The organism is Nitrospira sp. M1 (genome assembly GCF_965152605.1).
Map to the genome: position 1 here is coordinate 2,939,465 of NZ_OZ224217.1, position 14,044 is coordinate 2,953,508.

At 48.8% G+C, this 14,044-nt stretch carries 14 protein-coding genes and 1 tRNA gene; 2 read left to right on the top strand and 13 right to left on the bottom strand.

Features of this window, described 5'->3' with window-relative positions:
- Positions 1–27: 27 nt before the first annotated feature.
- Both ACWHX8_RS13410 and gltX read right to left on the bottom strand, forming a co-directional pair.
- Positions 28–101, bottom strand: a tRNA-Gln gene (locus ACWHX8_RS13410).
- Between the two features lie 167 nt (positions 102–268).
- Positions 269–1,693 carry a glutamate--tRNA ligase gene (gene gltX, locus ACWHX8_RS13415; protein WP_447968634.1) on the bottom strand — a complete coding sequence of 475 codons (1,425 nt, stop codon included), beginning with the start codon at positions 1,691–1,693 and terminating at the stop codon, positions 269–271.
- Between the two features lie 320 nt (positions 1,694–2,013).
- On the opposite strand from gltX, the gene ACWHX8_RS13420 reads away from it, so the two are divergent.
- Complete coding sequence (locus ACWHX8_RS13420; protein ID WP_447968635.1) at positions 2,014–2,712, top strand: SurA N-terminal domain-containing protein; 699 nt, start codon at positions 2,014–2,016, stop codon at positions 2,710–2,712.
- A gap of 109 nt (positions 2,713–2,821) precedes the next feature.
- Here the strand turns inward: ACWHX8_RS13420 and queA are convergent, their stop codons facing one another.
- The 3 genes from queA to ACWHX8_RS13435 form a co-directional block, all read right to left on the bottom strand.
- Positions 2,822–3,841, bottom strand: coding sequence for a tRNA preQ1(34) S-adenosylmethionine ribosyltransferase-isomerase QueA (gene queA, locus ACWHX8_RS13425; protein ID WP_447968636.1), 1,020 nt, complete (start codon positions 3,839–3,841; stop codon positions 2,822–2,824).
- 24 nt (positions 3,842–3,865) lie between these two features.
- A complete protein-coding gene (locus ACWHX8_RS13430) occupies positions 3,866–5,107 on the bottom strand; it encodes a SpoIID/LytB domain-containing protein (RefSeq protein ID WP_447968637.1) in 1,242 nt (413 codons plus the stop codon).
- A 109-nt stretch (positions 5,108–5,216) separates the two neighbouring features.
- Positions 5,217–5,453, bottom strand: a complete 237-nt coding sequence (locus tag ACWHX8_RS13435) for a DUF2905 domain-containing protein (protein WP_447968638.1) — start codon at positions 5,451–5,453, stop codon at positions 5,217–5,219.
- On the opposite strand from ACWHX8_RS13435, the gene ACWHX8_RS13440 reads away from it, so the two are divergent.
- Positions 5,452–5,622, top strand: coding sequence for a hypothetical protein (locus ACWHX8_RS13440; RefSeq protein ID WP_447968639.1), 171 nt, complete (start codon positions 5,452–5,454; stop codon positions 5,620–5,622). The genes ACWHX8_RS13435 and ACWHX8_RS13440 overlap by 2 nt on opposite strands.
- Before the next feature lie 90 nt (positions 5,623–5,712).
- Here the strand turns inward: ACWHX8_RS13440 and ACWHX8_RS13445 are convergent, their stop codons facing one another.
- From ACWHX8_RS13445 to ilvN, 8 genes are all read right to left on the bottom strand, one after another.
- On the bottom strand, positions 5,713–6,723 hold the full coding sequence (locus ACWHX8_RS13445) for an aspartate-semialdehyde dehydrogenase (RefSeq protein ID WP_447968640.1): 1,011 nt from the start codon (positions 6,721–6,723) through the stop codon (positions 5,713–5,715).
- 150 nt (positions 6,724–6,873) lie between these two features.
- Positions 6,874–8,082 carry an NHL domain-containing protein gene (locus ACWHX8_RS13450; RefSeq protein ID WP_447968641.1) on the bottom strand — a complete coding sequence of 403 codons (1,209 nt, stop codon included), beginning with the start codon at positions 8,080–8,082 and terminating at the stop codon, positions 6,874–6,876.
- 1 nt (position 8,083) lies between these two features.
- Positions 8,084–9,160 carry a 3-isopropylmalate dehydrogenase gene (gene leuB, locus ACWHX8_RS13455; protein ID WP_447968642.1) on the bottom strand — a complete coding sequence of 359 codons (1,077 nt, stop codon included), beginning with the start codon at positions 9,158–9,160 and terminating at the stop codon, positions 8,084–8,086.
- A 43-nt stretch (positions 9,161–9,203) separates the two neighbouring features.
- Positions 9,204–10,751 carry a 2-isopropylmalate synthase gene (locus ACWHX8_RS13460; protein ID WP_447968643.1) on the bottom strand — a complete coding sequence of 516 codons (1,548 nt, stop codon included), beginning with the start codon at positions 10,749–10,751 and terminating at the stop codon, positions 9,204–9,206.
- A gap of 175 nt (positions 10,752–10,926) precedes the next feature.
- Positions 10,927–11,721 carry a CDP-diacylglycerol--serine O-phosphatidyltransferase gene (gene pssA / locus ACWHX8_RS13465; RefSeq protein ID WP_447968644.1) on the bottom strand — a complete coding sequence of 265 codons (795 nt, stop codon included), beginning with the start codon at positions 11,719–11,721 and terminating at the stop codon, positions 10,927–10,929.
- The gene (locus tag ACWHX8_RS13470; protein WP_447968645.1) at positions 11,703–12,368 is read right to left on the bottom strand and encodes a phosphatidylserine decarboxylase family protein; all 666 of its coding nucleotides are present in this window, start codon (positions 12,366–12,368) and stop codon (positions 11,703–11,705) included. The genes pssA and ACWHX8_RS13470 overlap by 19 nt, the downstream gene beginning before the upstream one ends.
- A gap of 43 nt (positions 12,369–12,411) precedes the next feature.
- The gene (gene ilvC, locus ACWHX8_RS13475; RefSeq protein ID WP_447968646.1) at positions 12,412–13,425 is read right to left on the bottom strand and encodes a ketol-acid reductoisomerase; all 1,014 of its coding nucleotides are present in this window, start codon (positions 13,423–13,425) and stop codon (positions 12,412–12,414) included.
- Between the two features lie 80 nt (positions 13,426–13,505).
- Positions 13,506–14,027, bottom strand: coding sequence for an acetolactate synthase small subunit (gene ilvN / locus ACWHX8_RS13480; protein WP_447968647.1), 522 nt, complete (start codon positions 14,025–14,027; stop codon positions 13,506–13,508).
- Positions 14,028–14,044: the final 17 nt, after the last annotated feature.

Here is a 14,044-nt window from a genome sequence, read left to right on the forward strand (position 1 = left end):
TGGAGTTGCACACAAATGCTCGAAACATGGCTGGGGGAGAAGGATTCGAACCCTCACAGACAGAACCAGAATCTGCCGTCCTACCCTTAGACGATCCCCCAATCCTACGCGTAGCTTAGTAGAGGATTTCTTCGTGAGTCAAGCCAAATCAAGGAACAATAGGCGAGCATATTGCCCCAGGCACATCAATAGGGATTAGAAGACTTCGCACCTCTTTCTCTGGCTTTCTCGATGAAGAGAAAAACGACAAAGACCCTAGGGTTATCCATCAAGCTGGCACCGAAGATTCGGCCTGTTGAATACCCACTCGCAACCGATCCAGTGTCCGCGCCTTCCCAAGAAGCTCCATGACTTCATAAATACCTGGGCTGACGGTTCCCCCAGTCAAGGCGACACGAAGCGGTTGCGCCAGCTTTCCCATCTTGAGATTCTCTTCTTCAAGAATTCCTTGAAAGATATGTTCCAAGACCTCTCTGGAAAACGATGATGCTATCTCAATTCGGTCGGCAAACTTCTTCAAACTCGGTGCAATCACCGGCGTTAGAAATTTTTTCGCCGCGTTCTCCTCAATGGTAATCGTTTCTGCAAGATAGGGGGCTGCACCCGTGACCATGTCAAGCAACGTTTCGGACCGTTCTCGCAAGGGGGGCACCAAGGCCTCCACGCCGCCAGGGATTCTCGCACACGTTTTCTCATCATAACCCTCCTTTTCTAGGTAAGGGAGCAATTGTTTTGCGACATACTGTGGTTCAGACGTCCGAAGATACTGGGCATTGAGCCATCGCAGTTTCTCTGGATTGAACACAGCCGCCGAGGATTGAACATGCTCAAAACTAAATAACCGTATCATGTCGTTCATGGAAAATATTTCTTGATCACCATGCGACCACCCCAAACGCACCAGATAATTCACGAGGGCTTCCGGAAGATAGCCCAGCTCTTGGTAGGCAAGCACTGACGTTGCCCCGTGGCGCTTAGAAAGTCTCGCCTTATCTGAGCCTAAGATCATCGGAAGATGAGCAAACTTTGGGATGGCATAACCCAACGCTTCGAAAAGCGGAACTTGCCGAGGGGTATTGTTCACATGGTCATCTCCACGAATCACATGTGTAATATTCATCAACGCATCATCGATGACTACAGAAAAATTGTACGTCGGATACCCATTTGAACGGAGAATAATGAGATCGTCCAATACCTGATTTTCAAAAACAATTTTCCCTTTAATCAAATCATCAAAAACGGTTTGCCCTTCTTGCGGTGAACGAAATCGTAACGCTGCCGGTTCGGTCGGCGCACGAAGACCTTTGTCTCGGCATGTGCCGGCGTACTTCAATGACTCTCCTTTTGCATGCGCGTCTTTACGCTTGGCTTCCAACTCCTCAGGAGTACACACACACCAATAGGCGAGACCCCTCTCAAACAGGCCCATCGCGTGCTCCCGATATAATTCCAATCGTTCGGTTTGACGATAGGGGCCTTCGTCCCAGTCAAGCCCTGTCCACTTCAGTCCATCAAGGATAATCTGAATCGCCTCATCAGTCGAACGGTCGCGATCCGTATCTTCTATTCGTAAGACAAAGGTCCCACCAGCATGACGCGCAAACAACCAATTAAATAAAGCCGTTCGCACGCCACCAATATGCAGAAACCCGGTTGGGCTGGGAGCAAATCGCACACGAACATTAGACATACAGAACTCGTGAAGCGTGAAGCGTGAAACGTGAAGTGTGAAGCGTTATTGCAAAATGGAAAATGGAAAATGGAAAAGAAGAGCGAAAGACGAATAAACAACGAGGAGCAATGAGCAACGAGCGACCAGCAACGAGATACAAACAACGAGCGACCAGCAATGAGCAACGAGAGACAGAACGCAAACCATTCATGGGATACCTCAATACCATGCTGTTCAAGAGGATGTAAAGTCGCAAGTTTTCCCTAGGCCTTGCGTTTATCTCGAACCTAACTTAAAATCTTCCCACTACCGTTTCATCCAATAACCAAGGAGTGTTCATGCTTCGCACTATGCGAGAGGGATCGCAAAAACATCCCTGGATTCTCTGGACGATTCTTATCGCCATTACCGTAACTTTCGTCATTGTCGGGGCATGGGATTATGAAGGGTCTTCATCCAATGCTGTCGCCGAAGTCGGCCCGTATAAAGTGTCGCTTCAAGAGTATCGCCGAACCTACGACAACTACTTTCGGTTCTATCGCGATCAGTTAAAACAAGAAGATATTGATGAAGATCAAATTAAACAACTCGCCATCAATGGCCTCATCGATGCCAAGTCATGGACCCTGGTCGCCGAAGAGTTTGGCTTAGTCGTTTCACAAGAAGAATTACGAAACTCAATCGTCAACCAACAAGAATTCCAGAAAGACGGAGCGTTCGACCCACAATTTTACCAACGTGTGCTTGCGAATAACCGAATGACGCCAGGGGAATTTGAAAGTCAACGGAAGATTGAATTGCTTCGGGACAAGGCTCGTCTGCTCATCTCAGAGTCGACCACGCTCACCCCTGCAGAACTCAAGGAAGTTGAAGAACTGGCCACACGGCAAGCCGGGGAAGGAGAAGAACCAGACGCCTCAACGACGGAACGAATTCGGCTTCAATTTCTTCTCCAGAAAAAACAACGGGCTCTTCAGGCGTTCCAAAATTCCATACGATCAAGAAGCAATATCGTTATTCATGATCACTTGCTCTGATGCAGAGCGTATTTCGTTGCTCGTCGTTCGTACAAGAAGTTTCTGAATGAGTTTTCACGAGATACGATTCACGAGCGACAAGCAACGAAAGACGAGCAACGAAATACGCTCACTGAATGAGCATGGCATCGCCATAGCTATAAAATCGGTAACGCGCGTTCACGGCATGTCTGTACGCCGCTCGTGACTGCTCTAAGCCAGCAAAGGCAGCGAGCAACATTAACAGGGTCGTTCCTGGCAAGTGAAAATTGGTCATCAGGACATCGACGACTCGAAACCGATAGCCAGGCGTGATAAATAAACGAGTCTGTCCTTCTTGATGGCGAACCTGCCCTGCCTCATCAACTGCCGACTCCAAGCTTCTCGTCACCGTCGTGCCGACAGCCACGACTCGACCGCCATGCTGTTTCACACGAGCAATCTCATGAGCCGTTGCCTCGGGAATGTGAAACCATTCAGGATCCATACGATGCGCCTCAATCTCTGTGACCGTGACCGGTCGAAAAGTTCCCGGTCCAACATGCAAGGTAATGCTGGCCACATGAATGTTTCTCTCCGTTAAGGCCGCGAGCAATGCTGGGGTAAAATGCAAGCCTGCCGTCGGAGCCGCAATCGCCCCCTCTGCCTGCGCAAACATCGTTTGATAATCTTCTCGGTCTTCTTCTGTCGGCTGACGTTTGATATAGGGCGGCAAGGGCATCTGCCCGATATGCTGTAACAACTCACTCCCCGACAACGCACTCTTGATCGAAATCACCGTTCGCTCCTGATTCCGTTCCTCAACAACCGCTTCGGCATCGCCTTCGAGACGAATCCGCTGTCCAACCCGCACACGACCTTTCAACAGCACTTCCCATTGCTGAAGACCAGACGACCGCAGCACGAGTATTTCGATCTTTCCACCGCTTGGCACCTTGGTCCCAACTACACGAGCGGGGACCACACGCGTATCATTGACCACCACTAAGTCGCCAGGCTGTAATAAATGAGGGAGATCAAAAATGTGCGCGTCGCGACATGCTCCCTGTTCTCTCGAAACAGCCAACAGTCTCGCATGATCACGCGGACGAACCGGAGTGGTCGCAATCAGGGAAGGATCGAATGGAAATTGAAAGTCAGTAAGCTGCATCAGCTCAAGCAACGTACTAACAGGTTAATGAAGAAGAGGAGGTGACAAATTCACTTGAGACAGCGGTAACAATTCTGTACCCGGGTAATAATACCGCACGATCGCTTCATACGAATACCCCAACTCGGCCATTTCTTTCATGCCCCACTGACAAAGCCCAACACCATGGCCGGACCCTTTCCCGACTAACACCAGCTCATGCCCCATGCTTTCAATCTCAAATTGAGTACTGAGTATTGTGGAATATCCCGCCACACGACGAAAATCCTGCCCACGAAGTATTAGTTGTCCATGAGAGTGCAGGATACGGATACGGTCAACCCTTCCAGAAGGCGTCCGGGTAAATGGCGTAATTGTGGCAATGCTCCCAACATCATAATCAAATTTCCGGAACTGACGTTCTAATGAGTCGAGCGTCACAGCGACTCGCCAATGATACCGCGGAGACAAATCATCAAATGGACATTCCACACCCTTTAAGTACGGGACGTCCACATCCCATACATACGAAGCATCTTCAGTGGGGCCAGCTGCGGTTGACGAATATGCCGCAAGGATAGGATGACGATCATACGCAATAACTTTCCCTCTTGTACTTCTGATGGCAGATTTAACCCTTGCATTGACCTTGCCTTGCCCTTGATAGACTTGATCTTGAACACTTGAGACCACATCGTACGGTTGCTGTTGATTCATCATTTTTTTATACAAGACATAGGTTCGCGCCGCGACAGCTTGTGCCTTGAGCGCTTCAATATGCCAACTGGTATTGATCTCACCCGTCACGACTCCAGCCACATAGGCCTCTACATCAACCTGATTAATAACCAAGAGTGCTGCCTGATGCCGTTGGATTTCCACCTTCCCCTTCAAGACCCATTGCCGAGTCGTACTTCGGGTTGAACTGCCTGGAGAAGAAGATCGGACAGAAATCGTCAGGCTGCCTCCTGAGGATCGAGCAAACGCCTTCGTAAAGGCAAACCGGCGCCCATTAATACGTATACCCCGTCCCTCTGGCGCAATAACCAAAGGCTTGGACTCCCTGAGACGCTGACCAGAGGGAAATTGGAGGGTGATCGGATGAGACGATGACATCTGCACGTGCATGGCCTTGTCGGTCAAGGAAACACGAATGTCTTCGGAAGCAGAAGTCAGGGATGGACAAAAAACGGAGGCACAAAAGATTAATCCAATAGTATAGCGAATCCAAATACGTTCCAGCTGAGGTCGATCAACTAACCCCGCGCGATTACTCACTGCAAGCATGTGGAAGTTATTTGAAACGGCTATACATAGGTCAAAGATATGCAAACGTTTGGGTAGAATTGGACCGCACTCTTCATTCTTCACACCTTCGACCTCACCTCTTGCGACGTTATCGTTTCATGAAAAAATACACGAGAGCACTCCCAATCACACTAATGAGAATACTCGTTGCAAGCGGAAAGTAAAACGTGAAGTTCTCACGTTTGATCAAAATGTCTCCCGGTAACCGCCCAAGCCAACCATTTCCAGCCAGAGGCCACTTGCTTAGGAGAAGGAACAGGACACCGACACTCACAACCGAGAGCCCCATTATGACTAACAGTTTTCCTAATCCACTGAGATCCATGACCCAGCCTCAAGAACTACTCAAAAAGTATCGACTTCAGAGTAAGCAGATTACGGCTCCCATTCACCACACACAATCAAAGCCTGCGTTACCTCACCATTGGGCTGGATGCAAGACGACCCAGCAAGGCCGAATTCGTGAATCGCCGTTCGTCGCTCGCATTTCGTGAAAACACTCTTTGCCTTTACGAAATACGGGATACGATTCACGCGCAACGAGTCAGGAGAACGCTGCTGGCAGGTTTTTTCAGCAGTTCTAGTCATCGAATGAGTGCCTCGGCAATCTGTATGGCGTTCAACGCCGCCCCTTTTCGAAGATTGTCTGCGACAACCCATAAGTTCAATCCATTGGCAATCGATTCATCTTCTCGTACTCTTCCAACATATACGGCATCCGTTCCTGCAACATCTTTTTGTAATGGATAGATCTGATGGGCAGGATCGTCATACACCAGAACGCCTGGGGATTCGGAAAGAATGGCTCGTGCCTCATTTGCCGTGATGTGTTCTTTGGTTTCAATATTAATCGATTCGGCATGACTGACAAACACCGGCACTCGTACCGTCGTGGCCGTGACGTGAATCATCGCATCTTCCATTATTTTTTGTGTCTCGTTCACCATCTTCATTTCTTCTTTGGTGTATCCGGACGGCAAAAAATCATCGATGTGCGGCAAACAATTGAAGGCAATATGATGGGGGTAGACCGTTGAAGATGGCTCTTGCAAGCTCATGAGTTTACGAGATTGCTCAGCGAGTTCATCCATCGCATCTTTTCCTGTGCCAGAAACAGACTGAAAGGTCGTCACGACCACTCGCTTAATACACACGGCTTTATGCAATGGCTGTAATGCCACCACCATTTGAATGGTCGAACAATTGGGATTAGCGATGATCCCACCATGCCATTCAAGCGCATGAGCATTCACTTCTGGCACGACGAGTGGTACCTGTGGGTCCATTCGCCAGGCAGAACTATTGTCTACCACAATTGCTCCGGCATCGACGGCAATCGGAGCAAACTCCTTGCTCGTATCGGCCCCGGCAGAAAAGAGGGCAATATCAATTCCGGCAAATGAGTCTTTTTCTAACAATTTGACCGTGAGAGCTTGCCCATTAAATAAAACCTCCTCCCCTGCCGAACGCGCTGACGCCAGGGGAAGCACCTGATCCACAGGAAATTTTCGTTCTTCAAGAATACCCAGCATCTCAGTACCCACGGCACCAGTGGCTCCGACGATCGCAACGTTATAGGCTGCCTTCTTATTCATAGACATATCAACTTTCTAGCGAAACATGAAATGATGAGAAACTTCGGACAAGGTCTGGACAGAAAGAAAGCTCAGATTCCGTTGCTACATGCGGTCCAATGTTCATACTTCAAAAATGATGACACACATCAACAGAGTCCTGGGTGATTTTTAGACTGCAATCAGGCGAATCCGATGATTAAAGGTGTCCGCAATGGCAATATTCCCGTCCTGATCTACCGCAATACCAAATGGGAAATTGAGACTACTGTTCTGAGGAAGGTCTCCATCGCCGGAAAATTGTGCAACCCCAACCCCAGCCACAACCGTAATGGAGTTTTCAACAGGATCCCACTTTCTGACTACGTGGTTATCAGAATCGGTAATTAACAGATGTCCTTTCCGATCAAAGGCAATCCCGTACGGTCTCGCTACGGACAGCTCTCTCTCGTTGGCACCAGGCTGATAGCTAAAGGCCTGCCCATTTCCCAGAACCGTTTCAATCGTTCCCAACTCAAGATGGACCTTGCGAATTCGATTGTTAAACGTATCGGCAATAAATAAATTTCCATCTGCGTCCAACGCTAATCCACTTGGCCCTGCAAGACCAGCTTCAATCGCTGGCATGTCATCGCCGGTATAGGTCGCTTCCCCCATACCCGCAACAGTGGTGATTATTCCAGTTGTCGTATCAATCATACGAATCCGGTTATTACTCTGATCCGCAATAAATAATCGACCTTTTCCATCCATGACCAATGCCACAGGCTCATTCAATGTTGCCGCATCGGAAGGTCCTGCATCACCAGTCCATTTGGCCCGTCCTGTGCCTGCAATCGTCTGAATGTTCCTCGTCGCTGGATCGACTTTTCGAATACGATGGTTCAAGGTATCGGCGATATACATTGCCCCGGCTTCATCTATCGCGAACCCTGATGGAAAGTTCAGTTTCGCTTGTGTTGCAAGTCCGCCATCGCCATCAAATCGAGTTTCAGTTGGAGCTTTCCCTCCCCAATAACGAACGGTCCCACTCAGGTCTGGAGTATGCTCATAGGCTCCAGCCGGGTTATCTGATAAGTCCGCTAAGAGATCTTCCGGTTCCGTCGTCGTCTCATGTGCCACCGGTTCAGATGAGACCGGAGCCTGCTGATGTTCATCAACAGTTCCGGCAACCGTAGAAATGATTCCGTTTTTTCGTTCAATCTTTCGAATCACATGATTTTCAGAATCGATGATATAGAGATTACCACGATCGTCAAACGCCACATTCTTGGGTTCGTTCACGAACGCATCAGTCGATGCACCGCCGTCACCCGCACACCCTGCTTCACCAACACCGGCAATCGTTCCGATATGTCCTGGCTGTATAGAGTCAATCATATTATAAACGTCCCAAGTTCTGAAGAATGGTATCGCCCATTTCCTTCGTTCCTAAAAGTGTCATCCCCTCACTTTCAATATCTTTTGTACGAAATCCTTGATCAAGTGTCATCTGAATGGCTTGCTCAATCAGTTCAGACTCTTTGGGAAGATCAAACGAATAATTGAGCATCATGGCCACAGACGCAATTGTTCCGATAGGATTTGCCATATTCTTCCCGGCAATATCTGGGGCACTGCCATGAATCGGCTCGAACATGCCCACGGTCGAGCCAATACTTGCTGAAGGCAGCATGCCGATCGACCCGGTGAGCATCGCCGCTTCATCACTTAAAATATCGCCAAAAAGATTGGTCGTAACGACCACATCAAATTGCTTTGGATTGCGAACAAGTTGCATAGCACAATTGTCGACGTACATATGGCGTAGCTCGACATCGGGATACTTCTTATGCACCTCAATAACGACTCGACGCCAAAGCTCAGAAGACTCCAGCACATTCGCTTTATCAATAGACGTGACAAGACGACGGCGTTTCTGCGCCGCTTGAAATGCCACCTCGGCAATCCGCGTGATCTCTTCCGTGGTATACACCTCTGTATTGATGCCTTTATGGCCAGTTGGAGTTGACTCAATTCCCTTCGGTTTTCCGAAATAAATTCCTCCGGTCAGTTCTCTCACAACCAGCACGTCAATACCGTCAATGACTTCCGGTTTGAGTGTTGACGCGTCAATCAAAGCGGAGTAAATTTTGGCTGGACGTAAATTGGCAAACAGCCCAAGCTGTTCCCGAAGACCCAACAGGGCCCGCTCCGGACGGCGCTCATAGTCTAAGCCTTCCCACTTCGGTCCTCCAACCGCTCCCAACAGCACCGCGTCGCTTTTCTTGGCTAAGGCCAACGATTCGGGTGGTAAAGGAATCCCGGCTGAATCAATGGCCGCTCCACCAACCTCTGCATACTCGCACGCAAACGTATGACCAAAACGTGCACCGATCGCTTCGAGCACTTTTATGGCCTGAGGAATAATTTCTTGTCCGATTCCATCGCCTGAAAACACCGCAATCTTTTTGTTCATTGTCCTCGCCTCAACAATATAAATGTATCAACCTTGAATAAAATTAACACAGCGGAACCTTCTGTTCAGCCCGAGCATGTCGTTCCATAAGTGATGTGAGCTTATTGAGGGCATTCAAATACGCATGCGCAGAGGCCACGATAATATCCGTATTCGATCCGTGTCCTGTTACCATCTCTCCGCTTTCCTCAACACGAACAGACACTTCACCTTGCGCATCAGTCCCCCCGGTAATGGCTTTCACAATATAGGCTTTCAATTGGCTCTTAGTTTCAGTCAGGCTGGTAATAACCCGATACACAGCATCAACCGGACCATCGCCCGTTCCCGTTTTTTTGACAATCTTGCCATCAACATCAAGTTCAACTGTCGCCGTGGGTTCTTGGCCAAACCCACTCGCGACCGACAGGCCTTTCAAGACATATCGCTCCGGAACACGGATGGCTGCTTCCGAGACGATGGCTTCAAGATCTTCCTCGAATAATTCTTTCTTTTGATCGGCTAACCGCTTAAAACGATCAAAGGCTTCGTTCACTTCTTGGTCAGAAAGCGTATACCCCAACTTCTGTAATTCTTCACGAAACGCATGACGCCCTGATAATTTCCCCATCACTAAACGGCTCTGGGTCAATCCAATCGATTCAGGCTGCATGATTTCATAGGTATTTTTTTCTTTGAGGAGACCATCCTGATGAATGCCTGACGTATGGGCAAAGGCATTGGCCCCCACGATGGCCTTATTCGGCTGTACGACCATTCCGGTAATTTTACTCACCAACCGACTACTCTTTGAAATTTCTTCCGTGAGGATTTGTGTATCAGCATCATAAAAATCTTTTCGAGTTCTCAGCCCCATCGCAATTTCTTCGAGAGATGCGTTGCCAGCCCGCTCCCCAATCCCATTAATGGTACATTCCACCTGTCCGGCGCCGGCATAAATCGCTGCCATGGAATTCCCGACGGCCAAACCCAAGTCATTGTGACAATGTACGGAGATAATCGCCTTGTCGCTATTTCGTACACGCTCTCGAATGGTACGAATAATATTGCCAAACTCCTGTGGGGTGGTATAGCCAACGGTATCGGGAATATTCACGGTCCCTGCCCCCGCCTCGATCACGGCTTCAACGACTTCACACAAATAGGAGAGATCCGAGCGTGTCGCATCCATCGGCGAAAACTCCACATCATCCACATAACTCCTGGCATGTTGCACCATTTCAACGGCTCGCGTTCTGGCTTCATCACGCGTCATACGAAATTGATGCTTCAGATGAATATCGGATGTCGACAGAAAGGTATGGATGCGACGCTTGGGTGCGCCTTTGAGGGCTTCCCACGCTCGATCAATATCTTCTGGCTTTGCCCGTGCCAAGCTACAGACAATTGGGCCATCCACTTCTTGCCCAATCCGTGTAATGGCTTCAAAATCACCAGGCGAACTAAAGGCAAAACCGGCTTCAATAATATCGACATTGAGTCGGGCGAGTTGTTTTGCCACCAGGACCTTTTCCTCAATATTCATGCTCGCGCCAGGAGATTGCTCTCCATCCCGCAATGTCGTATCAAAGATCCTGATCAACCGTGCCATAACCCATACCTCCTCATGATAAAAAAGCCTTCCTCCCGATCGGGACGAAGGCTAAATATTTCACCCAGGCACCCGATCGAACTTACACTATTCGTTCCCTAGAAGAAACTGACATTGCTTCACATTCATCATCACGATCTGAAACCGTACATATGCGCAACTCGCCATATCCATTCTATGACTCCTTGGATTCTTTCAGAGAATCATTGGCTCCAGTCGAATCTTTCCGTCGGCCAAAGGCACTCGCAAGCACTTGATAGCCTTGATCGATCACCCCAGACAGGGCATAGGTTCCGAAGAGCACTAATAACATGAGCTGCGGATACGCCAAGACGGCCATTAACACAAGAATAGCGTACACCAAATAGTTGAAGTGATGGCTTTCTCGAAACTTGAGATCTTTGACACTACGATACCTGATCGTGCTCACCATCAGAAAGGATAACCCTAAGCTCAAGACTAATCCAAAGATTGGACGCACCGCGTCGCCTAAGGAAAGAACATGATGATCAAAGATCACAAGAGACGCAATCACACCTGCAGCTCCAGGAATGGGCAGTCCCGTAAACGCCTTATTGTCATTCGATGTTGCGGACACATTGTATCGAGCCAGCCGCAAGGCACCACATGCCACAAACGCAAACATCACGGCTGCCCCCAACATGGTGGGGGTATTCAATGCCCAGGCATAAATCACAAGCCCTGGGGCTACCCCAAACGAAATCAAATCTCCCAGAGAATCGTACTGCAACCCAAATTGGCTCGTGCTTTTCATCAAACGGGCCGACGTGCCGTCCAACGTATCGAACACAATCGCCACAAAAATGGCGATAGCCGCCGCTTGAAAGTTTCCACTAAACACAAAGAGGATCGAGGCCAATCCACTAAACAGATTTCCTGTCGTCAGGAGATTGGGAATCAAATACACTCCCCGCCGACGCTTGGGTTCTCTTATAAAGGATCCGCGCATGGTAACTCCGCTAAGATTGAAGTGCCGCCCTTCACTCGCGCTCCAGTTTTCACAAGAATCTGACTTTCCTCAGGTAAATATAGATCCATTCGTGATCCGAATCGAATCAGTCCGAACCGATCGCCCTTGGCCACACGTTCTCCCGGTGTCGCCCAACACACAATGCGTCGAGCAATCAGTCCAGCTACCTGGACACACAGAACCTTCTTCCCATCAGACCGTTGAATCATCAAGGCATTTTGCTCGTTTCGTACCGTCGCATCAGGCTTACTGGCTGGAATAAATTGCCCTGGTTGATACGCCACATCGCACAGCACCCCTTCACAAGGAACCCGATTAATGTGGACATTGAAAATATTGAGAAAGATGCTCACTCGAATACTTTCGGCTTTGAGAAACCGTGACTCAAATTCTCGTTCAATCGCCACAACCAGTCCATCGCCCGGCGACACAATAAGCTCTTCTCCTGGAGGAATGACACGAGCCGGATTGCGAAAAAACCAAGCACAGTAACTTGCAAAGGCTCCTAAGGCCAGTGCAGGACCGATCCACCCCACAACACCAGCCGCCAAAGCAGGAGCCCCAGCACCAATAACAAAGGGAACCCCCTCACGAGCAATTGGGATCCCCGCTGCACGATCAGCCAATGCGTGTGTCTCCAGTCTTCAACGAGAAGTTAGACATGACTAATCAATTCTTGCTTTGATCAACAAGTTTATCTTTTTGCAGCCATGGCATCATTCCGCGAAGCTTTTGTCCGACTTCTTCAATGGGATGCTCTTCGCCTTTCTTTAAGAGCGCATTGTAGACAGGCCGATTCGCCTGGTTTTCTAACACCCATTCACGCGCGAATCGTCCACTTTGAATCTCGGATAAAATTCGCTTCATCGTTTTTTTGGTTTCAGCCGTCACCACCCTCGGCCCTCGTGTCAGATCTCCATACTTGGCTGTGGTGCTAATAGAGTAACGCATATTGGCAATGCCACCCTGATAAATCAGATCGACGATCAATTTCACTTCATGCAAACATTCGAAGTAGGCCATCTCTGGAGAGTAGCCGGCTTCAACAAGTGTTTCGTATCCAGCTTGAATTAAGGATGTCAGCCCACCGCACAATACCGCTTGTTCACCAAATAAATCGGTTTCGGTTTCTTCTCGGAAATTCGTCTGGATGACACCAGCTCGGCCTCCACCAATGGCACTCGCATAGGCTAAGCCCACATCAGTCGTATCGCCACTTGGATCTTGATGCACCGCAAGAAGACAGGGAACACCGCTCCCATTGGCGTATTCAGAACGCACGAGATGTCCTGGTCCTTTCGGTGCAACCATAAACACATTCGTTTTTGCTGTCGGTTGAATCTGAGCAAAGTGAATATTGAATCCATGACCAAACGCCAGGTAGGCCCCATCTTTCAAATTTGGGGCAATATCCTTTTCATAGATGGCGGCCTGAGATTCATCCGGAGCCAAAATCATCACCACATCTGCATCTTTCACAGCATCAGCCGTCGGCATCACTTTCAACCCAGCTGCTTCAGCTTTTCGCCAAGACGACCCTGGCCGTACACCCACAACGACTTTGACCCCGCTTTCGTGCAAATTCAACGCATGGGCATGCCCTTGGCTTCCGAAACCGACAATCGTCACTTTTTTCTTTAAAATGTTTTGTTGATTGGCATCTTTCTCATAAAAAATATTCATGACGGACTCCTAAAATATACAGAAGGGTTTGGCCATATTCTCCGAAATTGATGAGGCCGGAGATCGTTGAAATGATACGTTCAGTTGACTTTGGCAAGTGGCCGGGACTGAGTGCTCGCGGTGCGAGTCGGCTCTCGTCCAATAGCGACCCTGCCCGTTCGAACCAGTTCTTTAATGCCGAGCGGTTGTAGGAGATTAATAATCGCTTGGACTTTTCTGATATCCCCAGTCACTTCTATGGTGTAGGACATCGGCGAAGAGTCAACCACATTGGCTCGAAAAATGTCGGCAATGCGAAGAGCTTCCGCACGATCTTCGGGACGGGTGTGCACTTTAATGAGAGCTGTTTCACGTTCGACATATTCACTTTCACTAATATCAACAACCTTGATTACGTCGATCAATTTATTCAATTGCTTCAAAATTTGTTCAATAATCCGTTCTTCTCCCGACGTCACAATGGTCATCATCGAGATAGACGGATCAAGAGTCGGCGCAACCGAAAGACTTTCGATATTAAAACCACGGCCACTGAATAACCCAGCAACACGCGAAAGCGAGCCGAATTTATTTTCTATTGAGAGGGAAATAATATGTTCCATGAGTGAATAGACCTAGC

What these genes read in the sequence shown, in the direction of transcription:
- gltX (WP_447968634.1), bottom strand. Translation starts at nt 1,693, where the DNA reads ATGTCTAATGTTCGTGTGCGATTTGCTCCCAGCCCAACCGGGTTTCTG.
- ACWHX8_RS13420 (WP_447968635.1), top strand. Translation starts at nt 2,014, where the DNA reads ATGCTTCGCACTATGCGAGAGGGATCGCAAAAACATCCCTGGATTCTC.
- queA (WP_447968636.1), bottom strand. Translation starts at nt 3,841, where the DNA reads ATGCAGCTTACTGACTTTCAATTTCCATTCGATCCTTCCCTGATTGCG.
- ACWHX8_RS13430 (WP_447968637.1), bottom strand. Translation starts at nt 5,107, where the DNA reads ATGCTTGCAGTGAGTAATCGCGCGGGGTTAGTTGATCGACCTCAGCTG.
- ACWHX8_RS13440 (WP_447968639.1), top strand. Translation starts at nt 5,452, where the DNA reads ATGACCCAGCCTCAAGAACTACTCAAAAAGTATCGACTTCAGAGTAAG.
- ACWHX8_RS13435 (WP_447968638.1), bottom strand. Translation starts at nt 5,453, where the DNA reads ATGGATCTCAGTGGATTAGGAAAACTGTTAGTCATAATGGGGCTCTCG.
- ACWHX8_RS13445 (WP_447968640.1), bottom strand. Translation starts at nt 6,723, where the DNA reads ATGAATAAGAAGGCAGCCTATAACGTTGCGATCGTCGGAGCCACTGGT.
- ACWHX8_RS13450 (WP_447968641.1), bottom strand. Translation starts at nt 8,082, where the DNA reads ATGATTGACTCTATACAGCCAGGACATATCGGAACGATTGCCGGTGTT.
- leuB (WP_447968642.1), bottom strand. Translation starts at nt 9,160, where the DNA reads ATGAACAAAAAGATTGCGGTGTTTTCAGGCGATGGAATCGGACAAGAA.
- ACWHX8_RS13460 (WP_447968643.1), bottom strand. Translation starts at nt 10,751, where the DNA reads ATGGCACGGTTGATCAGGATCTTTGATACGACATTGCGGGATGGAGAG.
- pssA (WP_447968644.1), bottom strand. Translation starts at nt 11,721, where the DNA reads ATGCGCGGATCCTTTATAAGAGAACCCAAGCGTCGGCGGGGAGTGTAT.
- ilvC (WP_447968646.1), bottom strand. Translation starts at nt 13,425, where the DNA reads ATGAATATTTTTTATGAGAAAGATGCCAATCAACAAAACATTTTAAAG.
- ilvN (WP_447968647.1), bottom strand. Translation starts at nt 14,027, where the DNA reads ATGGAACATATTATTTCCCTCTCAATAGAAAATAAATTCGGCTCGCTT.